Source organism: Frankia sp. CeD (assembly GCF_000732115.1).
GTDB classification, from domain to species: domain Bacteria; phylum Actinomycetota; class Actinomycetes; order Frankiales; family Frankiaceae; genus Frankia; species Frankia casuarinae.
Window position 1 is genome coordinate 111,737 of the sequence record NZ_JPGU01000003.1, and the last position, 23,479, is coordinate 135,215.

Below are 23,479 nucleotides of genomic sequence, written 5' to 3' on the forward strand. Positions count from 1 at the left end.
GGTGTCCCGCCGATCCGCTGGTCGGGCCGCGGACGAACCTGCCGTCCGCCGACGCGTCCCTGGCCCGTGAGCTCGATGACCTGGCGCACCGGGCCTGGCCGCCGTTGCGCCAGGTCGAACGGGCCGGGTGGGTGCTGCGCGAGTCCGCCGGGTCGTCCCGGCGAGGCAACTCGGTCTGGGCCCGCGGCGACGTGCCCGACCTCGCCGCGGCGCTTGCCACGGTGCGGGATTTCTACACCGCCGCCGGTCTGCCGCCGACCTTCCAGCTGACACCCTTCTCCCGGCCGACCGGGCTCGGCGCGGTCCTCGACGCCGCCGGGTACGACGACACCGGTCCTACCGACGTCTGCACGGCGCCTCTCGCCGGCCTTGTGAGTGGTGCCGACCGGGCACCGGCGGCTGCCGGCTCGGTGGGGATGACCGTCACCACCACGCCGGCGGATGAGTGGCTGGATGTCGCCGGCCAGGTGCTGACGACGTTCAACGCGCAGCGGCCCGGCACGCTCGCGGTGCTCTCGGCGCTGCGGCTGCCCACCATCTACATCACCCTGACCGTGGACGGCATGCCGGCGGCGGTCGGACGCGGCATCGCGGACGACCGTTGGCTGGGTGTCTACAGCATGGCCACCCTGCCCGTGGCCCGTGGCCGGGGCGCGGCCCGCCGGGTTATCGCGGCACTCGCCGAGTGGGCGGCGGGCAGAGGCGCCACTCATGCGTATCTGCAGGTCGAAGAGGTCAGCGCCGCGGCGCGGGGCCTGTACGCCGATCTTGGTTTCCGGCCGGTCTACCGCTACACCTACCGCCGTGCGCCGCTGGACGCGACGTCCGGTGGAGGTCTCCCATGAGCGGGACCGTCGAGGAACTCCTCCTGCCGGGCGGCCTGACCAGGGTGATGGGCGTCGTCAACGTCACGCCGGACTCGTTCTCGGACGGCGGTACCTACCTCGATCCGCTGGACGCGGTCCGGGCCGGGCTGCGGATGGCCGACGACGGGGCGGATCTCGTCGACGTCGGTGGTGAGNCGACCCGACCGGGCGCGTCTCGGGTCATCGCCGCCGAGGAGATGCGTCGCGTGCTTCCGGTGGTGGCCGAGCTCGCCGCCGCGGGCGTCCGGGTCAGCGTCGACACCAGCCGTGCCGCTGTGGCCGCCGCCGCGGTCGACGCCGGGGCGGTGCTCGTCAACGACGTGTCCGGCGGCGCCGATCCCGATCTGCTCGGTCTCGTCGCCGACCGTGGCGTGCACTACGTGCTGATGCATGGGCGGGGGACCAGTGCGGACATGGCGTCCCGGGCGGTGTACCGCGACGTGGTCGCGGAGGTGGTCGCGGAGCTCGTGGACCGGCTCGGGGCCGTGCTGGCCGCCGGGATCGCCGAGGATCGGGTCATCCTCGACCCCGGCATCGGCTTCGCCAAGACCGCCCGGCACAACTGGACGCTTCTGCGCCACATCGACGCCTTCGTCGCGCTCGGCCGGCCGCTGCTCGTCGGCACGTCCCGCAAGTCGTTTCTCGGCTCGGTACTGGCGGACGCGAACGGCCCGGCCCGGCCGGTCGCCGACCGGGACGACGCCACCCAGGCGACCACCGCGTTGCTGGCCGCGGCCGGGGTGTGGGGCGTGCGGGTGCACGCCGTCCGGCCGGCCGCCGACGCCGTGCGGGTCGTGCGCGCCTGGCGGGACGATAGTGACCGGCGCGGGGACGGACCCGAGGCCGATCCCGGCCGGGCCGTGGATCCCGGCCGCGTGGAAGATCGGGAGGTTCCGTGGGCTCCGCGGTGACGGGCTCCGCAGCGGAGGTCGCCTCCCAATCGAGGGCCACGTCGCTCGACCGGATCACCCTGTCGGGGCTGCGGGCTCGCGGCTACCACGGGGTTCTGGCGGCGGAACGGGATCTTGGCCAGGAGTTCGTCGTCGATGCCACGCTGTGGCTCGACCTCTCTTCGGCGGCGTTCCACGACGACGTGACCCGCACCGTGCACTACGGCGAGCTTGCCGAGACCCTTGCCGGGATCGTCACCGGAGAACCCGTGAATCTGATTGAGACCCTCGCCGATCGACTCGTCCNCGCCTGTCTGCGGGACGGTCGGGTGATGCGGGCCGAGGTGACTGTCCACAAGCCCGCGGCCCCGATCGCGGTTCCGTTCGCCGATGTCGCGGTGACGATCGTCCGCAACCGGGTCGACGGCGTCGAGTCGGTGACCGCGCCGGCCGCGGCCGCGGGGGTCGTCACCGATGGCGGGTGACCGGATGATGACCCGGCCGGAGCATGCGGTGCTGTCGCTCGGGTCCAACCTCGGCGATCGTCTGGGCCGGCTGTCCGCCGCCGTCCATCGGCTCGACCGCGCGCTGGGGGTGCTCGCCGGCTCACCGGTGTACGAGACGGCACCCGTCGGTGGACCCGAGCAGGACGACTACCTGAACGCCGTCGTCCTGGTGCGCCCGGCACCCCCGCGTGATCTGCTCGAGGTCGTCCGCGAGGTGGAGGAACGGGCCGCGCGGGTCCGGGCCGTCCGGTGGGGCCCGCGAACGCTCGACGTCGATGTCATCGCGATCGGTGACCTGCGCAGTGACGACCCCGAGATCCTCGTGCCGCATCCCCGAGCACATCTGCGGGCCTTCGTCTGCGTGCCCTGGCTGGACGTTGATCCCGAGGCGACGCTGCCCGGGCACGGGCGGGTCGCCGATCTGGTCGCCCGGATGGCCGCGGGGAAGCACCCGGCCGGTCTGCGCCGGATCCCGTGGTCGCTGTCGGATCCCGTGGTCGAGGCGGATCCGGGGGCCGATGCCGTCACCGATCCCGCCGTCGGCGGCAGTGACGCCGAAGAGGCGGCCAGGTGAGACCGACCCGGGCACGTGATCTCATCGCGGTCGCGGTGGCGTTCGGGGTACTCGGGTACCTGCTGCTGTGGTGGGCGTACCGATCGATTCCCACGCTGCCGCGAACGGCGTCGGTGTCGGTTCTCATGATCGGTGCCATCGAGCTCCAGGTCGCATCCCTGACCCGTCGCCGGCTGGAGGGGCGGCCGGGAACGCGGCCGATCCTCCCGCTCACGGTCGCCCGGCTCGCCGCGTTGGCCAAGGCGAGCTCCGTCGTCGGAGCGGCGCTCGCCGGCATCTGGGCGGGTGTGTTCGGCTACACCATGCCCCGCACGGGGGAGTTCCCGACCGCGGGCGGCGACGCGCTCACCGCGGGTCTCGGGTTNGCTGCGGCGATGGTGCTGTTAACCGGGGGCCTCATCCTCGAACGGGTGTGCCGGGTCAAGAAGCGTTAGCCCGGCCCGGCCCGGCTCCGGGAGGAATGTCCTGATGGAACACCGAAAAGTGGTGTGATCACCGATGGGCCGCCTGTTCCGATTCGTATTGGTAGGACTACTCTGGGGTAGATTGCGATATATGACCGTGGTCGGTGTCGGGGTTGTCCTGGGCCACCTCCGTAGGGTGGTGATTGTCGGCGTTGTTCGCGTCGTCGGTGGATGGTGCGGTGACGTGGCGCCCAGGCGCCGGGGGCGGGAAGGGGCGGGTGATGGTCGCTGAGGGCAGGAACTCGCACGGTGGCACGCGCGCGCAGCCGCGACTGAACCATGGTCGGGTGGACCATGGTNGGGTGGGCGATGGCGCCGANCCCGGCCCNCCCGCCGGTCCGGTTCGCGACCCGGCGCGGAACTTCTCGGACCCCGTGCGTGATCTCCCTGCCAACGCGGCTCGGGCCGCTCCCCGGTCGGGTCCGGCAGCTGAGGGAACCGCCGCGCCCCGGCGCCGCCAGCCGTCCGAGGGCCGGATCGTCGCGTTCAGCACGCTGGCGACGAGANCCGCCAGGAGGCCCGAGCCCCGCCACTCGCCGCGAGCCGCCGCGCCGACGTTCGACGGACCGGCGTACGGTGACAATCCAACACCGTACGATATCGTACAATCTCATACAGTGACGCCAGCGCAGGTTGATCGGCCGGCCTCGGCTTGGCGGCCCCCGGGCGGGCCGGTCCCGCCCGGGGAGCGGCCCGAGCCGGCNCAGCGATCCGAGCCGGCGCAGCGATCCGACCATCGCGGCGGTTGGCCCGACCCACGCGGCGCGGGTGTCTCCCCGCCGGGTGGGGTCGATGCCCCCCGGCACCGACCCGCGTATTCCTCGTCTCCCCCGGACCCGCGCGCGCCGTCCGGGCTGGACCGGGGATCTCCTCCGGACCCGGACGGCTTCTCCCGGGGCGGCGGTCGGCCGGGTTCCGGACTTCGGCCGGGTTCCGGGCTACTGGACGAGGTCAGCTTCACCGGGTACCAGCACGCGATCAGGGACGACGGCCCACGGACCGCCGGGGANCCCCGGCGCGCCCCGGATCGGATGTCACCGGGCGCTGCCTCCGGCCGGCCACGAGCGGACCCGCCGGGACAGGGTCGGCGGGGGAGTCCTGAAGTCGACGGGCCGGATGCCGGCGACGCTGCCGCCGTCTCGGAGCCGGCCCGCCCGCACGGCCGCGTGGCCGGTAGCCGAGCCCGTACCCGAGCCGGTACCCGAGTCCCGGCTGGAGGGGGCCGCCAGCCGCGTAACCCGGTACTCAGCGCGATTCAGGCGGCGGTGCTCGCGGCGGTCCTCGTCGTCGGCGTCTCGCTCGGCCGGACACTGGCCCTGCCCGGTGACGCCGGGACGATGTCCCGGGTCGCGGACTGGGGACGGGTGAACCATCTGTCCTTCCTCGTGGATCAGTTCGACCGGCGTCGTTAGGGCTTGGACCGGCGCCGTCGGCGGAGATTGGGCTTCGCGGCTCAGGCCCGTAAAAAGTTCGCAAAGATGGCATACAACGCAGAGGTTTGTCGACCAGAGAGCGATTGTTGTCACCGTTGCCGTACTTGTCGCTTTATGGTCTCCATTGAGTATGATCGAAGCAATGTCCAGGTAACCTGTGGATCCTCGGCCACGCGGACCATCCGGGCCGGCGGAGCAGGAGAAGCGGTCCCGGCGAAATTGGTTGCGCCCAGTTTGCCGAATCCTCTTGCATCCGATGGCCCCGGGCGTGTGAAATCGGTATCGGTAGGTCTGTCGCATTCCGTCGACCTCGCCGCGAAGAGGCCCGTCTCGGGCATCCTGGTCGCCGATGTTCGGCCGAGCGCGCGTCCTGGCCTGCCAAAGCATCCAGGGAGGCCNCGTGCGTCCAAGACCCGCACCTTCTCCTGCGGCACCCCTGACCGTGAACAGTGGCGGCCAGGGGCGGGTGGGCCAGGACCGGGCCGGGCAGGGCCATGCCGGCAACGGCCGGGCCGGGCAGCTCCCGGACGCCTCCGACGGNCCCGGCCGGCTGCCCACCGAGGCCGAGGCCGCCGCGATCACGGCGGCGGTCTTCGACAGCCCGCTGGTGTCCAGGGTGTCGCCGGATGGTCTGCGCATCACCGGCATCCGCACCTCGACCGGCGCACCCGACTGGGCGTTTGCGGTGTTGTCTCCGCTGGGCGGTACCGATCCGGCGATCGCGGTACTGCGGTGGGACACCAGCTGCGGATGGGTGCTCGATCAGGTGGGGACGGCCCGGGTCGGGATCGGCGGTGGAGCGGCTGGNCGGCACGACGACCTGCCGCGCGGGGCCATCACCCGTCGCCGCGGTGCCGGTGTCCGCCGCGGTTGCGAATCCGGCATCCGCCCAGGTGACGCGGCACGGCCCGGCTGAGCGACGGCGCCCTGTCGGCCTGGCGTCGCGCCAGCTACCGTCGTGAGGGTGTCGATGCCGGCCGCCGAGGCCTCAGGACAGCGCCCGTGACCCTTGTGGACTGGTTGCGTGCGCTTCCGGATCAGGCGTTGACCCGGCTCTTCCTCCTACGGCCGGACCTGGCGACGCCGCCCCCACCGGACTTCGAGGTGCTTGCGGCCNGCCTGGAGATCCGGGTCAGCGTGGCCCGCGCGTTGGAACGTCTCGACACGGGCGCCTGCGAGCTCCTGGAGGCGTTGACGATCCTTCCCCGGCCGGTGTCCCTGGCGGAGCTGACAAGGTTCTGCGGGCATTCGGAGGTGTCCGAGCCGGTGGGCCGGCTTCGTGACCTCGGGCTCATCTGGGGCGACGATGCCGAGCTGCGGGTCACCGGGATGGTCGTCGACCTCCTCGGCGTGCGCCCGCTGGGGCTCGGCCGTCCCGTGCGAGCCTGCCTGACGACGTACCGGCAGTCCCAGCTCGCCCGGCTCCTGACCGCGGCCGGCCTGCCGGTGCCCCGGGGCGCGGTCGACGAGACGACGACCGGGGTCGCCGTCCGGGAAGCGATGATCGACGCGTTGAGCGACGCCTTCGCGGACGCGGATCGGGTGCGGGAGTGGATCGAGACCTGCTCCTCCCGGGCGCGGCAGCTGCTGGACCGGCTGGCCGCGGGTCCGGCGCTCGGCGCCACCACGGAGGCGGGCCGGTTGCTGGGGGTGTCCGCGGCCCGAACCCCGGTGGAGGAACTACTCGCCCGCGGCCTGCTCGTCGGATTGGACGAGGAGACCGTCGAGCTGCCGCGCGAGGTTGGGCTGGTCGTGCGCGGCGAGCATCCGGCCGGGGTCCTGCACCCGCATCCGCCCGCCGTCGAGGGAGAGGTCGTCGGGGTGGCGGCGGTTGACGCCGTGGCGGCCCTGGCGGCGGACACCCTCGTCCGGTGGGTCACCACCCTGCTGGACGCTTGGGGCGCGAGCCCGGTCACTCCGCTGCGCACCGGCGGGTTGAGCGTGCGGGACCTGCGGGCCGCCGCGAAACTGCTCGACGTTGACGAGCGGACCGCGGCCTTCGTGGTGGAGCTGGCCGCGGCGGCCGGCCTGGTTGACGCGACCGCGGGGGTTGACGTCCAGTACGTGCCGACCACGGCCTACGACCGCTGGGGCACCGACCTGGTGGCGGCCCGGTGGGCCGTACTGGTCGAGGGCTGGCTGCGCTCGCCGACCGCCGCCTGGCTGGTCGGCGAGCGGGACGAACGGGGCCGGCAGATCGCTCCCCTGTCGCTGGACGTGCGGCGGCCGGCCGTGCAGGACCTGCGTGCCCAGGTCCTGCGGGCGCTGGCCGCGGCGCCCGCAGGGGTGGTGCCGACCGCGGAGTCGNTGCGTGCCCTGCTGACCTGGCGAGCGCCCCGGCGCGGCGGAATGCTGCTCGCCGGGATGATCGACGGAACGATCGTCGAGGCCGAGCTGCTCGGGCTGACCGGCCGGGGCGCGCCGAGCACGGTCGGTCGGTTACTCGCCGCCCAGCTCGACGCGGAGAACGCCGATCCGACGCGGAACGTGGGCGTGCCGAGCCGATCGGCGGCTGGTGATCCAGGGCTGTGCGTCAGGCTCGCCGACGCGCTTGCGCCGCTGCTGCCCGAGCCGGTCGAGGAGCTGCTGCTGCAGGGGGATCTCACCGCGGTTGCCCCGGGCCCGCTGGTACCCCGGGTGGCTGCGGAGCTGGCGCGGATGGCGGATGTCGAGTCCGCGGGCGCGGCCACCGTCTATCGGTTCTCCGAGGCCTCGCTGCGTCGCGGCCTGGACTCGGGCCTGGTAGCGGAGGACATCCACGCGATGCTCGTCCGTCTCGGTCGAGGCGGGGNGCCGCAGGCCCTCACCTATCTGATCGACGACACCGCCCGGCGGCACGGCCGGTTGCGGGCCGGTCCCGCCGCGAGCTACCTGCGCTGCGAGGACACGGCGCTGCTCGCCGAGGTGGTCGCCAACCGGCGTACCCAGGCGTTGGGGCTGCGCCGGATCGCGCCGACGATCGTCATCTCCCCACTGCCGACCGCGGAGATGCTCGCCGGCCTGCGCAACGCCGGGTTCGCCCCGGTCGCGGAGGCCCCGGACGGGCGGGTGGTGCTGCGCCGGCCCGCCGCCCATCGGACGCCGGCGCGTCCCCGCGCGGCGTCGGTCGACGTGGCCGACACCCGGATCAACCAGCTGCGCGACGTGGTCCGGCTGGTCCGCCGGGGCGACGACAGCGCGCGGGCGGTCCGGGCGGCCGGCGAGGTTCCCGGCATCGAGGTCGGGCTCACCCGGTCCGCGCCGTTGATCCTGGTGCTGCTGCAGGGAGCCGTCCGGGACCGGCGCCGGGTGCTGCTGGGCTACGTTGACCAGCAGGGTGCGCCGAGCGACCGGATCGTGCGGCCCACCGTCGTCGAGGGCGGCTGGCTCACCGCGTGGGACGAACTCAGCGCCGGCCCGCGTCGTTTCGTCCTGCACCGGGTGACCGGCGTCGCTGACATCGACGACGCGTTCGGCGGACCGCCGGTGGCGGCGGACTGGTCGGCCGCCGCGGAGGATCTCGCCGATCCGCCATGAGCCGGGCGGGCCGGTGGGCCGGTACCTGTACCGGTACCGGTGTGCCCGCTTGCCCGCGGGACCCGCGGTGGTTTCGGTCGGGCTTCGGCCCCTCTGGTTACCGTGTCGGTGGTCGGCTGTACCGTCGAAGGGCGCCGGTGAACGAGCAGCGCGCCGCCGGTGTGATCGTGCCGGTGCTACGCCGGTGGCCCGCACCGCACCGATCGGTGCAGGGCGGCTCGTGTTGGTGGTTCACTGATGGGTCGATACCCACGGCGGAACCTACGGCGGACGGAAAGGGCGGTGGCGGGTGACGGACGGCCCGTTGATCGTCCAGTCGGACAAGACGTTGCTGCTCGAGGTCGAGCATCCCAGTGCTGTCGAGGCGCGGTCGGCCATCGCTCCGTTCGCCGAGCTCGAACGGTCTCCGGAGCACGTGCACACCTATCGGGTGACGCCGCTGGCGCTGTGGAACGCCCGGGCCGCCGGTCATGACGCCGAGCAGGTTGTCGATGCGCTGGTTCGCTTCTCCCGTTACGCCGTGCCGCACGCCCTGCTCGTCGACATCGCCGACACGATGGATCGCTACGGTCGGCTGCGCCTGGAAAATGACCCGGCCCACGGGTTGGTGTTGCGTGCTCTCGACCGGGTGGTGCTCGTCGAGGTGGCCCGGGCCAAGAAGGTCGTGCCGATGCTCGGCTCCCGCATCGACGACGACACGATCGCCGTGCACCCCTCCGAGCGCGGCCGGCTCAAGCAGGTGCTGCTCAAACTCGGGTGGCCGGCGGAGGATCTCGCCGGCTACGTCGACGGCGAGGCGCACCGGATCGACCTGCGCCAGGACGGCTGGGAGCTGCGCGACTACCAGAAGGGCGCGGTAGCCGGGTTCTGGGAGGGCGGGTCGGGGGTCGTCGTGCTGCCTGCGGGCGCCGGGAAGACCATCGTCGGCGCCGCGGCCATGGCCCAGGCCGGGGCGACCACGCTGATCCTGGTTACGAACACGGTCGCCGGCCGGCAGTGGCGGCACGAGCTGCTGCGCCGCACCTCGCTGACCGAGGAGGAGATCGGCGAGTACTCCGGGGAGCGCAAGGAGATCCGGCCGGTCACCATCGCCACCTACCAGGTGATGACGGCCCGGCGTAAGGGCGAATACCTGCACCTGGAGTTGTTCGGGGCCCGGGACTGGGGTCTGATCGTCTACGACGAGGTGCATCTGCTCCCGGCGCCGGTCTTCCGGATGACCGCCGACATCCAGTCCCGTCGTCGGCTCGGCCTGACCGCGACCCTCGTCCGGGAGGACGGCCGGGAGGGCGACGTCTTCTCGTTGATCGGGCCGAAGCGGTATGACGCCCCGTGGCGGGAGATCGAGGCACAGGGCTGGATCGCGCCGGCGCAGTGCACCGAGGTGCGCGTCACGCTCACCGAGGACGAGCGGATGGCCTACGCCGTCGCCGAGCCGGAGGAGCGGTACCGGATGTGTGCCACCGCCCGCAGCAAGCGGGCGGTGGTGGAGCGTCTCGTCCGCCAGCACTCCGATGACCGGGTGCTGGTGATCGGCGCGTATCTCGACCAGCTCGACGAGCTCGGGGAACTGTTGGACGCCCCGGTCATCCAGGGTTCCACCCGTAACCGGGAGCGGGAGCGACTGTTCGAGGCGTTCCGGACCGGGGAGATCACCACACTGGTCGTTTCCAAGGTCGCGAATGTCTCCATCGACCTGCCGGAGGCCGGGGTGGCCGTGCAGGTCTCGGGCACGTTCGGTTCCCGCCAGGAGGAGGCCCAGCGGCTCGGTCGGGTGCTGCGGCCCAAGGCCGACGGCCGCACGGCGCACTTCTACACGGTGGTGGCCCGCGACACCCTTGACCAGGAGTACGCGGCGCACCGCCAGCGATTCCTCGCCGAGCAGGGCTACGCCTACACCATCGTCGACGCCGACGACGTCTGCTAGCCCCGCACGGGCCTTCGGCGGGCTTCCCGGGGTAGCGGTCGGCGTCGCGCCATCACTCCGAGTCGGGCGGGTCGATCAGCTCGGCCGGCTGGATCGCCACCGGAAAGGGCTGGGTGGCGGTGAAGGTCTCCTTCCCGCTGACCGTGCGGGTGGCGAGGTACGCGTCGGCGACCAGGTCGTACGCCTCGATGGTGGCGGTGTCCGGGTCGATCAGCCAGCAGGACGGCACGCCGCGTTGCCGGTAGAGATCGAGTTTGAGGGTGCGGTTGTAGCGCCGGGTGCTGGCGTCGGCCACTTCGATGACGAGGGACGGGGTGTCCCGGAACCGACGGCCGGTGTCACCACTCGCCGCCGCCACCACGACGTCCGGCACGAGCAGACTGCGGGGGGACAGCTCCACCCCGATCCCGGCCGGCAGGATATGAGCTCCGGAGGTGGCCGTGTCCGCCAGGATCCGGACCAGGCGCGCCGTGACGCGGGCCCGCAGCGGTGTCGGCCATGGTCGCAGGACGCACAAGCCGTCCAGGAGTTCGAACCGAGCGTCGTCATGCCCGCCCGTGTCGAGATCTTCCACGGTGACCGGGGGGGTGGGAACGGTCATCGAGGGGCGATGGGAGCGCGGCTGTGCGGGGGCCTGAACCACGATGGCTATCGTGCCTGTTGCCGTGGCCGCTGTCTAAAGCTGGCATGCGTTAATTGTCCGTGTCGCGACAAAAGGTCGAAGTCTAACGAAGACGACCTTCGAATTGTTCAAAAGGAGTGATATAAAGCTCTTGTCTCTTGGATTACCCGATGATAATTTGGTCGCCGTCGATGGCGGCCGAGAAGAGCGTTCTTGGAAAGATCGTCTTTGGGAGTGCCTTCCGGCGTTCGCTCCGTCCCGAGTGGCGCCCGGCTCCCACGCCAGAGAGCTTGCCCCCGCGGAACCTCCCGTCCGCGGGGGCAAGCCTTTCCCCGCACGGAGCCTTCGGCCGTGATGCACGGGCGAACGCACGAGGGCGGCCCCGGGAGAACCGGAGCCGCCCTCGTCCAGACGGTGGTGCAGGGTACAGCGGGTGACGAGCTGGACTAGAAGTCCATGTCGCCGCCGCCGCCCGGGACTGCCGGGGCCGGGTTCTTCTCCGGCTTGTCGGCGATGACGGCCTCGGTGGTGAGGAACAGGCCGGCGATCGACGCGGCGTTCTGCAGGGCGGAGCGGGTGACCTTGGCCGGGTCGATGATGCCGGTGCCGATCAGGTCGACGTACTCGCCGGTGGCCGCGTTCAGGCCGTGGCCGGTCGGCAGGTTGCGGACCTTCTCGACCACGACGCCGCCCTCGAGACCGCTGTTGAAGGCGATCTGCTTGATGGGCGCCTCGAGCGCGAGCCGGACGATGTTGGCACCGGTCGCCTCGTCGCCGGACAGGTCCAACTTCTCGAAGGCAGTGATCGACGCCTGGAGCAGCGCGACGCCGCCACCGGCGACGATGCCCTCCTCGACAGCGGCCTTCGCGTTGGACACCGCGTCCTCGATGCGGTGCTTCTTCTCCTTGAGCTCGACCTCGGTGGCCGCGCCGACCTTGATGACGGCGACGCCGCCAGCCAGCTTCGCGAGCCGCTCCTGGAGCTTCTCGCGGTCGTAGTCCGAGTCCGACTTCTCGATCTCGTTGCGGATCTGGCTGACCCGACCGGCGATCTGGTCGGGGTCGCCGGCACCCTCGACGACGGTCGTCTCGTCCTTGGTAACGACAATCTTCCGGGCACGGCCGAGCAGGTCGAGCGAGGTGCTCTCGAGCTTGAGGCCGACGTCCTCGGAGATGACCTGACCACCGGTCAGGATGGCGATGTCGCCCAGGATCGCCTTGCGGCGGTCACCGAAGCCGGGGGCCTTCACCGCGGCGCTCTTGAAGGTGCCGCGGATCTTGTTGACGACCAGGGTGGCCAGCGCCTCGCCCTCGACATCTTCGGCGATGATCGCCAGCGGCTTACCGGTCTGCATGACCTTCTCCAGCAGCGGGAGCAGGTCCTTGACCGCGGAGATCTTGCTGTTGACGATCAGGATGTACGGGTCGTCCAGGACGGCTTCCTGACGGTCCGCGTCCGTGACGAAGTACGGCGAGATGTAGCCCTTGTCGAANCGCATACCNTCGGTGAGCTCNAGCTCGAGGCCGAAGGTGTTGCTCTCCTCGACGGTGACGACGCCTTCCTTGCCGACCTTGTCGAGCGCCTCGGCGATGAGGCCGCCGATGGCCGAGTCACCCGCGGAGATGGACGCCGTGGAGGCGATCTGCTCCTTGGTCTCGACCTCCTTGGCCTGCTTGGACAGCTCCTCGGAGACGCGCTCGACCGCGACCTCGATGCCCTTCTTCAGCCCGAGGGGGTTGGCGCCGGCGGCCACGTTGCGCAGACCCTCGCGCACCAGGGCCTGGGCCAGGATGGTGGCGGTGGTGGTGCCGTCACCCGCGACGTCGTTGGTCTTCTTCGCGACTTCCTTGACGAGTTCCGCGCCGATCTTCTCGTACGGGTCCTCGAGCTCGATCTCCTTGGCGATGCTCACACCATCGTTGGTGATCGTGGGGACGCCCCACTTCTTCTCCAGCACGACGTTGCGGCCCTTCGGCCCGAGCGTGACCTTGACCGCATCGGCCAGCTGGTTCATGCCGCGCTCCAGGCCGCGCCGAGCCTCCTCGTCGAAGGCAATGATCTTCGGCATGGTTTCTGGGTCCTCCCAGTGGGATGGCAGGTTCGATGGCCTGGCCCTAACGACGCCCGCGACGGACGGCTCCCGCCTGCTCCGGACCCGGGTGATGCACCTCGGACACAGCGCGGATCGGGCAGCCTCGCCGTTTCAGCCTTGGCACTCCCTAGGCGAGAGTGCCAGGTCTTGTTTAGCACTCGGCCTGGGTGAGTGCAAGCTGGCCCATGGTTCCGCGTGCCCGACGCCGATCCCCCGCGGCACCCCGCCGTCGTCCGCGGCCCTTCCGTTGGTCCGGCGTGGTCCACGAAGTTCGTCGAATGCGCTGTGCCGTGCCGGGCCCGAGTCAGTCGTCGCCGAGGCCGGCGGCCTCGAAGGCGCGCAGCGACGGCTTGATCGTCGCGGTCGGTCCGCCCGTCTCGACGAGGGGGTCGAGCGTCTTCAGCCCATCGCCGGTGTTGTAAAGGACGGTTTCGGCGGCCGGGTCGAGCAGCCCCTCGCGCAGCAGCCTGCGCAGGGTGGCCACGGTGACGCCACCGGCCGTCTCGCCGAAGACNCCCTCGGCGCGGGCGAGCAGCCGGATCCCGTCGATGATCTCCTCGTCGGTCACGNCCGTNATANCCCCGCCGGTCCGCCGAGCCACGTCGAGGGCGTAGGGGCCGTCGGCCGGGTTGCCGATCGACAGCGACTTGGCGATTGTGGCGGGCCGGACCGGGGCGACCGTCTCGACGCCGCGGGCGAACGCGGCGGCCACCGGGTTGCAGCCGGCCGCCTGCGCACCGAACACCCTGTACGGCGTCGGCTCGACCAGGCCGAGCCGGCCGAGCTCACCGAAGGCCTTGTCGATCTTTGTTAGCAGTGAACCGGAGGCGATCGGCACGACGACCTGCTCGGGCAGCCGCCAGCCGAGCTGCTCGGCGACCTCGTAGCCGAGCGTCTTGGATCCCTCGGCGTAGAAGGGGCGGACGTTGACGTTGACGAACGCCCATTCGTACTCTCCGGCCAGCTCGCTGCACAACCGGTTCACGTCGTCGTAGTTGCCCTGGATGGCGACCAGCGTCCCGCCGTACACCCCGGTGGAGACCGTCTTGCCAGCCTCGAGGTCGTGCGGTACGAGCACCACCGAGCGCAGCCCGGCACCGGCCGCGTGCGCCGCCACCGACTGCGCGAGGTTGCCCGTCGAGGCGCAGGCGACCGTGGTGAAGCCCAGCTCACGGGCGGCGGTGAGCGCCACGGAGACGACCCGGTCCTTGAAGGAGTGGGTGGGGTTGGCGCTGTCGTCCTTGATATAGAGCGTCTTCATCCCCAGCTCCGCGGCGAGCCTCGGGGCCGGGCGCAGTGGCGTCCAGCCGGCCCCGAGGGAGACCCGCCGCGCCGGGTCATGCCCGGCGGGCAGCAGCCCGACGTAACGCCACAGGTTCGCCGGACCACGTTCGATGGACTCTCGGGTCACACGAGCCAGCAGGTCCGGGTCGTAGGCGATTTCCAGAGGAGCGAAGCATTCCACGCACACATGCGTAGGGGACAGCGGGTAGGTGGCGCCGCAGTGCCGACAGGACAGCGAGACCGCGGGGTTCGCGACCTCGAGGGTGGGACTGGTGGCACGCTCGGGCGCGAGTGTCATGAAGAAGCNCCTCATCTTTCCCGGGGCAGTCTGCCACCAGGCCGGAATTAGCACCTGCCGCGCACGGGATGCGGGTGGTTGCCGGGGCTTCGCTGGGCCGTTCCCTCTGCCCCTCTGGATGAGCCAGATGAAGTTGTCTGTCCGTACTGTAGACCGTGCGCGGGTGGTCGTGCNCCGGTGTTGCCTCTGGTTGTGGACATGATATGGGTCGGTCGGAGGTTTCTCGGTGTGGTCCCACCGGTGCGGGCGGGGCCTGCCCGCTCCTACCGGCCGCGCGTGCCCCCATGCCCGGAGATCGACCCGATCATGCCAGAGCCAGGGAGTCTGTAACAGTGAGTATCCGCGTCGTCTATACCGATCTTGACGGCACGATGGTCGGTCCCAAGGGTTGTTTCTTCCGGGCGGAGGGGGGAGCGATCACGCTGGAGCCGGCTCGCGCGCTCGCCGAGCTGCACGACGCCGGCATTGCGCTGGTTCTGGTCAGCGGGCGTACCCGTCCGCAGCTTCTCGAGGCCGCGGCGATCTTCGGTGCGGACGGGTTCATCGGGGAGCTCGGCGCGATCGTCGGCTGGAACGAGGGGCGCGACAGCGAGATCCTGCGCGGCGCGATGCCGCCCGACTTCGACCAGGTACCGGAGTACCTGCTCGACCGGATGGTCGAGCGCTACCCCGGGCGGCTGGAGCTGCACACCCCCTGGCACTCCGGCCGGGAGGTCGACGTCATGCTTCGCGGGAAGATCGACGTGTCGGAGGTCGACGGCTGGCTCACCGAGACCGGATTCTCCTGGTTGAGCATGCGTGACAACGGGCTGATCTCGCCGGTCCACATGCCTGATCTTGGGGTGAATCCGCACGTCTACCATCTGGTCCCGGACGGTGTGGGTAAGGGGGACGCGGTCGCCTACGACCTCAAGCGGCGCGGGGTGTCACCGGCCGAGGCGATCGCCATCGGCGATTCCGCCAGCGACCTGGCCATGGCTCCCCATGTCGGGCGGATGCACCTGGTCGCGAACGCGGTGCGGCACCCGGACATCGCCGCCCTGCTGACGCGGTACGACAACGTCACGGTCGAGGCGGGCCCGGTCGGCGCCGGCTGGGCCAGCGCGGTGCGAGCGGCCGCCGCCGTCTGAACGCGGTCCGCGCGTCGACGTTCGGCCCCGGCAGGGCAGACCGGACGGTCACCGGTCGGCGGCGAGGGCGTGCAGTTGGTCGGCGAACCAGCGCTGGGGCGGTAGCCGCCCGGCGACGGCGGCCAGCTCCTCGGCGCGCCGACGCCGTTCGGGGGCGGGCATCGTCAGGGCGGCGTGCAGGGCCCGCGCGGTCGCCTGGATGTCGAACGGGTTGACGACCAGCGCCGCCGTGCCCATCTCCGCGCAGGCTCCGGCCTCCCGGGAGAGCACGAGGACGGCATCCCTGGTCGAGACGATCGGCCCCTCCTTGGCGACGAGGTTCATGCCGTCCCGGATCGGGTTGACGACGAGCACCTCCGCGAGTGAGAGGGCCGCGATCGACCGGGGGTAGTCGTCGGTGATCTCCAGCCGCAGCGGCAGCCAGGTGTCCGTGGCGAACTCGTCCTCGATCTCCGCGGCCAGGCGCTGCACCGCGGCGGTGTACTCCCGGTACTCCGGCAGATCGTGCCGTGACGGGTAGGCGCAGACCAGGTGCATCACCTTGCCGCGCCATTCCGGACGGGTGCGCAGCAGCTCCCGGTAGGCGTCGAGACCGCGGACGATGTTCTTGGACAGCTCGGTGCGGTCGACCCGGACGATGAGCCGCCGCCCGCCGGCCAAGTCGACCAGCTCGGCGGCCCGGGCGGCCACGTCGGTGGCGGCGGCCCGGCCAAGCAGCTCGTCCGCGCTGACGCCGAGCGGATGCACCCCGATCCGCACCGTTCGGTGCCGCCCGGCCTCCCGTCCCGACCCGGCCTCCCGTCCCGACCCGGCCTCCCGTCCCGACCCGGCCTCCCGTCCCGACCCGGCCGTCCCGATGGTCACCGCCCGCCGGTCGATCCGCAGTCCGAGGAGGTCGCGGCAGCATTCCTGGAACGCGTCGGCCCAGGCGTCGGTGAGGAACCCGAGCCGGTCGGCGCCGAGCATGCCGCGCAGGATCTGTTCGCTGACGTCGTCCGGGAGAATCCGGAAGTACTCCGGCGGTGCCCAGGGAGTGTGGCTGAAGTGGGCGATCCGCAGATCCGCCCGCAGCGCCCGCAGCCGGGCCGCGACCAGGGTCAGGTGGTAGTCCTGGATCAGCACCGAGGCGCCCGGGGCGGCCTCGTGCGCGAGAGCCTGGGCGAACATCTCGTTGTAGGTCTCGTACGCCTGCCAGTCGCGGCGGAACGCCGGGCCGAAGACCGGCTGCGACGCCGGCGCGTAGAGCAGGTGGTGGATGAACCAGAGCGTGCGGTTCGCGACCGCGTTGTAAGCGCGGTCGAAAACGACCTGGTCGACGTCGAGCATCCGGACGGCGGTGCCGTCGGTGTCGTGGCCGGCGAGATCGAGGCGGCCGGCAGGCGCGGAACGCGCCGCCCGGCGATCGGCGTCACTGAGGGCGGCACACACCCACGCCATCGGACCGTCACCGTTGTCGGCCGCCACCCGGCTGAGGCCACTGACGAGGCCGCCGGCGCCCCGCCGGATCCGCAGCCTCCCGTCGTCCCCGACGGCGAACGCCACCGGCCCCCGGTTGGAGGCGACCAGCACCCGCGCGGTGCCGGTCGGCCACAGCCGCGGCAGGGTGTCTTCCTCGGCTCCCGGCATCCGACGCACACTGCGGAGAGTAGGCCATCCGCTCAGCCCTGTACGCCGGTCCATCAAGATCGTATTTTTGGGCGGCGGAGGCTCACGAATCGGCGACAGATGTCTCACGGAAATGCCCCTGGCTCAGGTTTTCCATCCAGAGAGATCACGTACAGTAATGAATCATCGAGTTGGTGGCGCTGACGAACACGCACCGGCGGGTCGTCGGCATTGAGATGCTGGTCGGCCCGAACCGGCCGTACGGCGGNGGCGCCGAGCCCACCCTGACGGCGTGGATCCGCCTGCGGGAGGACGACCACCCGCCGGACACGAACCGGCTGATGCGGGTGGGATGAGCCCCGGGCGGGCTGAGCGCGCTCTGCGGGGATGAGCGAACAGGGCGCGGGCGGTCAGCCGCTGAGCCGCTCGACCAGCACCTCCAGCAGGGCGACCATCCCGGGGGGCCCGCCCACGACCAGGTCGGCGCGTTCGCGGATCACGTCCGGGACCTCCGGGCTGTCGCTGCACACGGTGATACCGGGCAGCCCGCCCGCCCGTAGCTCGTCGACGGCCTCGAATGCCGGCAGATCGCCGTAGTCGTCCCCGGCGACCAGCACCGAGCGCGCCTGGCAGGCCGCGATGAGCCTGCGCAGCGCACCGCCCTTGTCGTGCCCGGGCGGACGCAGCTCCAGCACTCGCTTGCCCGGTGCCGCCTCCATCCCATGGTCTTCGGCGAGGGCCGTCAACGCCGGCGTGAGCGCGGCGAGCGCCGAGTCCGGATCGGCGGTGCGCCGCACGTGTACCACCAGCGCCTGGTGCTTGTCCTCGACGGCGGTGCCGACCGGGGCGTCGCGGAGCAGTTCGGGCAGCGCCGCGCGGACCGCGGCGACACCGGGCAGCGGCTCGGGACTGCTGATCGCGCGGCTGCCCGAGTCCCAGCGTTGCAGTCCGTACTGGCCAAGGATGATCAGGTTCCCGAAGTCGGGGATCTTCTCCAGCCCGGTCAGTTCCAGCAGAGAGTCCACCGGCCGTCCGGTGATGATGGCGAGGGTGCCGATCTCATGGGAGATCCGGCGCAGCGCATCCATCGCCCCCNGCGCCGGGACGGCGTCCGACGGCCGCGGGACGATCGGCGCGAGGGTGCCGTCGTAGTCGAGGGCGATCAGGGCGCGTTCGGGCGCGGTGAGCAGGGCGGCGAGTCCAGCGCCCCCGGCGGGTGTGCGGGGGGCGGGNGGGCTGTTCGGCGCGGATTCGGTCACTGGGCCTTCCTCGGTCACGGGTCGAGGTGGTCGGGCGCCGGTGAGGAGCGCGGCGCGGCGGTCAAGTGATCATTTTTCCGGATGGGCGGGGAAGTCGCGGGTGATCACCAGGATCAGTGTGTCGGTGGAGACGATTCTGGTCTTCGACCGGGGCACGATGCTCTCGATGCCCGGCATCGCCTCCTTCAGGGCGCGGGCGGCGTCGGCGTCGGCGTCGTCGTAGAAGACCGTCGTCACCGGGACGTTGTAGATCGACTGGTAGTTGCCCACCCGCTCGACCCGGAACCCGGCCGACTCGACCTGCTTGGCGGCCACCTCGGCGAGTCCGGCGATCCGCGAGTTGTTCAGGACGACCACCGGGGCTGTGGCCTTTGGTCCCGGCGGGGCCGGCGGCTTCGTCGCGGTGGACGCGGACGGCGCCGGCGTCGGTTTCGGGGACGCCGACGCCGTCTTCGTGGCCCTCGGGCCGGGGGCCGGGGCCGCCGCGCGGTGCGGCGGCGGGGCCGGAGTGGTCCGGCCGCCGCCGGCTTGGTCCGTGCCCGGCCGCGCCGAGCGCGTCGGGGCCGCGACCTGGGTGGTGGAGCCGTCCGTGTTGGACGAGCCGTTCAGCAGATTGACCACCAGGATGCCCGCGAGTACGGCGAGAACCGCGACGACGCCCGCGCCGAGGGTGTGGAGCCGGTCCGGGCGCCACCGGTGGGGACGCCGNTGCGGTGCGTTCGTGGCATGTGTCATGCGTGGTCTTACCTCTCGGCCCGGTCATGTCGGCCGGATCGGGCCGCCCGGCGTTGCTCCCGCAGCCGGCGCAGCCGGCGGACCAGCATCGGATCGGCTATCAGCGCGGCTTCCGAATCGATCAGCCGGTTCAACAACTGGTAGTAGCGTGTTGATGACAGTCCGAACTCGACCCGGATCGCCTCCTCCTTGGCTCCCGGGTGACGCCACCAACCCTGCTCGAAGCGCAACATGCGACGATCGCGATCGGACAGTTCGTTCGGCGGGACGTCCGCCCGCGCCGGTTTCTCGGGCGGCAGTCTCTCGGGCGGCAGAGGATGTGCTGCCTCCACAGCGGGACCTCCTCGGGACGCATCCGGGACGATGGGCGCGATGGTGCGCCGACGTACCACGCCCGGTATGGTGCGCCGCCCACTATTTCACCCCGTGGGTCCGACATCTTCGGCGTCTCCGGCGACACACGTCCCGCCCACGGCCCGGCCGCCCGGCGCGGATACGATGAGATGTTCGCGGGAGGCCCCCACCCGGTTCCGGCCAGCTCCGAGTTCCGGCCAGCTCCGAGGGCCCCGATTGGCTACCGTTGGCGCTGATTGACTTCCGGGCAGGCGGGGCACGCCGTGTGGTGGCCTACCCTTGGCCGGTGAGCCGGCGCTTCACCCGCACCACCGAGGACTTCGTCTGCCTGGTCTGCGCGACGGCCGTGCGTGGTGACGGGTACACCAACCACTGCCCGTCCTGTCTGTCGTCGCGGCACGTCGACGTCAACCCCGGCGACCGGGCGGCGCGGTGCGGCGCTGTGATGCGGCCGGTCGCGGTGGAGAGCCGTACGCACGATCTGGTCATCACGCACGTCTGCGAGCGGTGCGGGCATCGGCGCCGCAACCGGTCCGTCCCGGCGGACGATCACGACACGCTGCTGGCGGTCGCCGCCGCGGCCGCGCAGGCTGCGACGGCCCCAGGGGCACGACCGCCGCGCCGCCCGGGGCGCGCGCGGCGGTCATGACCGCCGGTCAGGGATGCCGGTCAGGGATGCCGGTCAGGGATACAGACCCCGGGTCCGGTGGGCGTCGGCCACCCGGCCGACCCCGATGACGTGCGCGGCGTTGCGCATGCTGATCTTCTGGGTCGTGGCCAGCAGGGAGACCTCGCGGTACGCGCGGTCCATCAGCGCCCGGAGCCGGTCGCTGACCTCGTCCTCGGACCAGAAATACGCCTGGATGTCCTGCACCCATTCGAAGTACGAGACCGCCACCCCGCCGCCGTTGGCGAGGATGTCCGGCACCACCAGGACGCCCCGGTCGTCCAGGACCTGGTCGGCCTCGGCGGTCACCGGGCCGTTGGCACCCTCGACGATGATCGGCGCGCGGACCCGGTCGACGTTCTCGACCGTGATGACGCCCTCCAACGCCGCGGGGACGAGCACGTCGACGTCGAGCTCCAGGAGCTCGTCGTTGGTGATCGTGTCGGTTCCCGGGTAGCCGACGACCGTCTCCGCGCCGCCGGCGAGATGGCGGATGAGGGCGGCCGGGTTGAGTCCCTGCGGGTTGTAGATCCCGCCCTTCACGTCCGAGACCGCGACCACAGTGCAACCGGCGTCGTGCAGGTACTGGGCCGCGAGCGCCCCCACCTTGCCGAAGCCCTGGACCGCGATCGTCATCGCGTGCGGGTCGCGCCCGGTCTCGCGCAGCGCGGCNAACACCNAAAGCTGCNCCCCCAGGCNGGNCNCCCCGNCCCGNCNGGNGNAACCGCCGATGGACAGCGGCTTGCCGGTTACCACACCGGTGGTGGTGTACCCGGTGTGCGCCGAGTAGGTATCCATGATCCAGGCCATGGTCTGCTCGTCGGTGCCCACATCCGGTGCCGGGATGTCCTTCTCCGGTCCGATCAACGGGACGAGTTCGGCGGCGTAGCGCCGGGTCAGGCGTTCGCGTTCCGGCAGGGAGAGCATCGCCGGTTCCACCGCGATGCCGCCCTTGGCCCCGCCGTAGGGGATCCCCATCAGCGCGCACTTCCAGGTCATCCACATCGCCAGCGCCTTGACCTCGTCGAGGTCGGTGGTTGGGTGGAAGCGGATCCCTCCCTTGCCCGGGCCACGGGCGAGGTTGTGCTGGACGCGATAGCCGGTCAGCACGGTCAGCTGACCGTCGTCGCGCTGTAGCGGAACGCTGACGGTGATCGCCCGGCGGGGCGTGCGGAGCAGGTCGTGCATACCGTCGTCAAGGCCCAGATGACGAGCCGCGTTCGCCAGTTGAACGCAGGCCGTGTCCCATGCTGAGCCGGATCCGAGGATCACAGGCACCTCCGCGGCGCGTTTCGAGCCACCCTTCGCCGCCGAACGCGCCGCCCGGTCCGCCGGCCACGGCGCGCTCCGTTGCGCGCCGCGGTGGTGACTCGATATGGCGCAAACAATAGGTGACGGGAGATGCCGTCCGTCAGGTGCGCGCAGGGCGCGCCATCGCCCACCAGGCACCTGCGGGTACGGTCGCGAGCGTGCGCGCGGACCCGTCGAGCCGCCTCCCGGTGCCGCGGCGCGCCGGGGGGCCGGCTTTGTCCGCACCCGGACGGCCGGCCGCGCTCGCTCGTCCCGGAGCCGGCACCCCCGACCGGTCAGCCCGGCGCCTCTGGGCATGGTGGCTGGTCAGCCGTGCCGTCCTCGTCACCCTGGTGGTGACCGACCAGGCGTTCGGCATGCAGCAGAGCGTGCTCGGCGATCTACACATCTATGCGGAGTGGGGCCGCGGGCTCAGTCGCGGCGAGGGGATGCCCACCGGTGACGACCGTTGGCAGTATCCGCCGGGCGCGGCAGTTGTGTTCGTGTTGCCCGACGTAACTCACGCCTATCTGGGATTGCCCTATCGAGCGGTGTTCGTCGGGATGATGGTGGCCGTCGACGCCGTCCTGACCGCCGCGCTGGTGCGTCGCTCGGTCCCGGCGGCGGGGTTCTGGGTGGCGGGTCTCACCGCGTTGGGACCGGTGGCGCTGGCCCGTTTCGATCTGCTGCCGGCCGCGGCGGCGGTCGCGGCCGTGCTCGCGCTCGCCGCGGGCCGGTTCGGCCGGGCGGGATTTCATCTCGCCGCGGGTGCGCTGCTCAAGATCTGGCCGGTCCTGCTGCTGATCGCCCTGTCCCGTCCGCCGCTCCGGTCCCCGGGTCGGTCGGCGTCCATCGATCCGCCCCCCGATCCGCCCCCCGGCCGGCCCACCGGTCGATTCCCGGCGCCCTCGCCGGACTGGTTGCGTCTTGCCGCCGGCGTCCTGTGCGCCGTCGGGGGGCTCGCGGCGCTGTTCGCGCTCACCGGGTGGTGGCGGGACGCGTTCGGGTTTCTCGGCGCGCAGCAGGCCCGCGGACTACAGGTGGAGGCGGTGGCCGCGACGCCGTTCGTCGTCGCCCACATGCTCGGCCATGGAACGGCACCCGGCTATTCCTACGGTTCGCTCCAGTTCGACACCCCGCTGGCCCGCGGCGTGGCCACCGCATGCTCGTTGANCGAGATCGTAGTGATCGCCATTTCGGCCCTGTGGTGGTGGGGGTGGGCGCGTCCGCCCGCGGCGGCGGACGGCGCGGGCCGGGCCGGTGTGCTCGTGGGGCGCACGCTCGCGCTGCTGCTTGTCGTGGTCGTGACCGCCCGCGTGCTCAGCCCGCAGTACCTCGTGTGGATCATGGCGCTCGTCGCGGTCTGGATCGCGATGGCCCGGCCCGCCGGCTCCGGCGGCCTGACCGTCCCGGCTGGTGGACCGGCTGCCCCCGTCCCGGCCGGTGGACCGTCGTGGCGGTGGGNGGCGCTGCTGCTGATCTGCGTTGTGCTCTCCCAGGTCGTCTATCCGTGGCGGTACAACGACGTCGTCCAGGGACGGATCATGATGAGCCTGGTCCTGGTGGTCCGCAACGTCGGACTGGTCACCGTCTGCGGGTGGGCGTGGCGTGCCGCCGCCGGATCGCGACCAGCGTGATGACCGTTCCCGCGGACGCAAGGCCGGCGCAGCCGATGACGGCCAGGGACGTCTCGACGCGCCCGAGCAGCCGCCAGGTCGCGGCGAGCGGCGCGAGGGTCGTCAGGCACAGCCAGGCCGACGTGACGACCACCAGGGCGATGGTCCACCCCCCGACCCCCCCGACGATCCGCTCGACGGCCGCCCCGAGACGCCTCATGCGGCGTGGTTGCATCCCCGGCGTCCTGGGACGGGCCGTTCCAGGGTGGGGCGTCGGCGGGGTTGACCGGGCGAGGGCCACGACGACCGCGAGTGCCGGCAGGCACAGCGCGAGGTACCAGGGGTAGAGC

At 71.7% G+C, this 23,479-nt stretch carries 20 protein-coding genes, 1 pseudogene and 1 riboswitch (1 of these 22 only partly in view); of the genes and pseudogenes, 12 read left to right on the forward strand and 9 right to left on the reverse strand.

Going from position 1 to position 23,479, the window contains the following annotated elements; all coding sequences use genetic code 11:
• From CED_RS03390 to CED_RS03425, 9 genes are all read left to right on the forward strand, one after another.
• Nucleotides 1-845 (forward strand): GNAT family N-acetyltransferase (locus tag CED_RS03390; protein ID WP_235186872.1); only part of this gene is annotated, 845 nt, incomplete at its 5' end.
• On the forward strand, nt 842-1,777 hold the full coding sequence (gene folP, locus CED_RS03395; protein WP_035908600.1) for a dihydropteroate synthase: 936 nt from the start codon (nt 842-844) through the stop codon (nt 1,775-1,777). The genes CED_RS03390 and folP, both read left to right, overlap by 4 nt.
• Nucleotides 1,774-2,241 (forward strand): dihydroneopterin aldolase, encoded by a 468-nt coding sequence (gene folB / locus CED_RS03400; protein WP_084680683.1) that lies wholly within the window; start codon nt 1,774-1,776, stop codon nt 2,239-2,241. Before folP ends, folB begins: the two co-directional genes overlap by 4 nt.
• On the forward strand, nt 2,231-2,836 hold the full coding sequence (gene folK / locus CED_RS03405; protein ID WP_011438759.1) for a 2-amino-4-hydroxy-6-hydroxymethyldihydropteridine diphosphokinase: 606 nt from the start codon (nt 2,231-2,233) through the stop codon (nt 2,834-2,836). The genes folB and folK overlap by 11 nt, the downstream gene beginning before the upstream one ends.
• On the forward strand, nt 2,833-3,270 hold the full coding sequence (locus tag CED_RS03410; RefSeq protein ID WP_035908601.1) for a DUF3180 domain-containing protein: 438 nt from the start codon (nt 2,833-2,835) through the stop codon (nt 3,268-3,270). Before folK ends, CED_RS03410 begins: the two co-directional genes overlap by 4 nt.
• A gap of 1,295 nt (nt 3,271-4,565) precedes the next feature.
• On the forward strand, nt 4,566-4,712 hold the full coding sequence (locus CED_RS24175; protein WP_023840655.1) for a hypothetical protein: 147 nt from the start codon (nt 4,566-4,568) through the stop codon (nt 4,710-4,712).
• A gap of 421 nt (nt 4,713-5,133) precedes the next feature.
• Nucleotides 5,134-5,649 (forward strand): hypothetical protein, encoded by a 516-nt coding sequence (locus CED_RS03415; protein ID WP_011438756.1) that lies wholly within the window; start codon nt 5,134-5,136, stop codon nt 5,647-5,649.
• 86 nt (nt 5,650-5,735) lie between these two features.
• The gene (locus CED_RS03420; protein ID WP_035908602.1) at nt 5,736-8,249 is read left to right on the forward strand and encodes a helicase-associated domain-containing protein; all 2,514 of its coding nucleotides are present in this window, start codon (nt 5,736-5,738) and stop codon (nt 8,247-8,249) included.
• 289 nt (nt 8,250-8,538) lie between these two features.
• Complete coding sequence (locus tag CED_RS03425) at nt 8,539-10,176, forward strand: DNA repair helicase XPB (protein WP_011438754.1); 1,638 nt, start codon at nt 8,539-8,541, stop codon at nt 10,174-10,176.
• 52 nt (nt 10,177-10,228) lie between these two features.
• Here CED_RS03425 and CED_RS03430 read toward each other — a convergent pair whose 3' ends face one another.
• From CED_RS03430 to thrC, 3 genes are all read right to left on the reverse strand, one after another.
• On the reverse strand, nt 10,229-10,777 hold the full coding sequence (locus CED_RS03430; RefSeq protein WP_011438753.1) for a Uma2 family endonuclease: 549 nt from the start codon (nt 10,775-10,777) through the stop codon (nt 10,229-10,231).
• A gap of 467 nt (nt 10,778-11,244) precedes the next feature.
• Nucleotides 11,245-12,867, reverse strand: a complete 1,623-nt coding sequence (gene groL, locus CED_RS03435; RefSeq protein WP_035908604.1) for a chaperonin GroEL — start codon at nt 12,865-12,867, stop codon at nt 11,245-11,247.
• A gap of 328 nt (nt 12,868-13,195) precedes the next feature.
• Entirely contained in the window at nt 13,196-14,473 is a 1,278-nt protein-coding gene (thrC, locus tag CED_RS03440; protein ID WP_035908605.1) for a threonine synthase, read from the reverse strand.
• Nucleotides 14,474-14,481: 8 nt separating this feature from the next.
• Nucleotides 14,482-14,598: riboswitch (SAM riboswitch) on the reverse strand.
• Nucleotides 14,599-14,805: 207 nt separating this feature from the next.
• Between thrC and CED_RS03445 the strand changes: the two genes are divergently transcribed.
• Nucleotides 14,806-15,603, forward strand: a complete 798-nt coding sequence (locus tag CED_RS03445; RefSeq protein ID WP_011438750.1) for an HAD family hydrolase — start codon at nt 14,806-14,808, stop codon at nt 15,601-15,603.
• Nucleotides 15,604-15,651: 48 nt separating this feature from the next.
• Here the strand turns inward: CED_RS03445 and CED_RS03450 are convergent, their stop codons facing one another.
• The 4 genes from CED_RS03450 to CED_RS03465 form a co-directional block, all read right to left on the reverse strand.
• Nucleotides 15,652-17,229, reverse strand: coding sequence for a trehalose-6-phosphate synthase (locus tag CED_RS03450; protein ID WP_051868646.1), 1,578 nt, complete (start codon nt 17,227-17,229; stop codon nt 15,652-15,654).
• Nucleotides 17,230-17,618: 389 nt separating this feature from the next.
• Nucleotides 17,619-18,467, reverse strand: a complete 849-nt coding sequence (otsB, locus tag CED_RS03455; RefSeq protein ID WP_152569685.1) for a trehalose-phosphatase — start codon at nt 18,465-18,467, stop codon at nt 17,619-17,621.
• 69 nt (nt 18,468-18,536) lie between these two features.
• Nucleotides 18,537-19,202: a LytR C-terminal domain-containing protein gene (locus CED_RS03460; RefSeq protein WP_035908607.1), complete on the reverse strand. Its 666-nt coding sequence runs from the start codon at nt 19,200-19,202 to the stop codon at nt 18,537-18,539.
• An 8-nt stretch (nt 19,203-19,210) separates the two neighbouring features.
• Nucleotides 19,211-19,534, reverse strand: coding sequence for a DUF3263 domain-containing protein (locus tag CED_RS03465; RefSeq protein WP_084680675.1), 324 nt, complete (start codon nt 19,532-19,534; stop codon nt 19,211-19,213).
• A 308-nt stretch (nt 19,535-19,842) separates the two neighbouring features.
• Between CED_RS03465 and CED_RS03470 the strand changes: the two genes are divergently transcribed.
• Nucleotides 19,843-20,205, forward strand: a complete 363-nt coding sequence (locus tag CED_RS03470) for an RNHCP domain-containing protein (RefSeq protein WP_035908608.1) — start codon at nt 19,843-19,845, stop codon at nt 20,203-20,205.
• A gap of 33 nt (nt 20,206-20,238) precedes the next feature.
• Here CED_RS03470 and CED_RS03475 read toward each other — a convergent pair whose 3' ends face one another.
• On the reverse strand, nt 20,239-21,495 hold the full coding sequence (locus tag CED_RS03475) for a Glu/Leu/Phe/Val dehydrogenase (protein WP_035908609.1): 1,257 nt from the start codon (nt 21,493-21,495) through the stop codon (nt 20,239-20,241).
• Nucleotides 21,496-21,638: 143 nt separating this feature from the next.
• Between CED_RS03475 and CED_RS03480 the strand changes: the two genes are divergently transcribed.
• The gene (locus tag CED_RS03480) at nt 21,639-23,150 is read left to right on the forward strand and encodes a glycosyltransferase 87 family protein (protein WP_235186873.1); all 1,512 of its coding nucleotides are present in this window, start codon (nt 21,639-21,641) and stop codon (nt 23,148-23,150) included.
• Here CED_RS03480 and mptB read toward each other — a convergent pair.
• Nucleotides 23,098-23,479: pseudogene (gene mptB, locus CED_RS03485) on the reverse strand (polyprenol phosphomannose-dependent alpha 1,6 mannosyltransferase MptB) (it continues 1,397 nt past the right edge of the window). The gene CED_RS03480 and the pseudogene mptB overlap by 53 nt on opposite strands.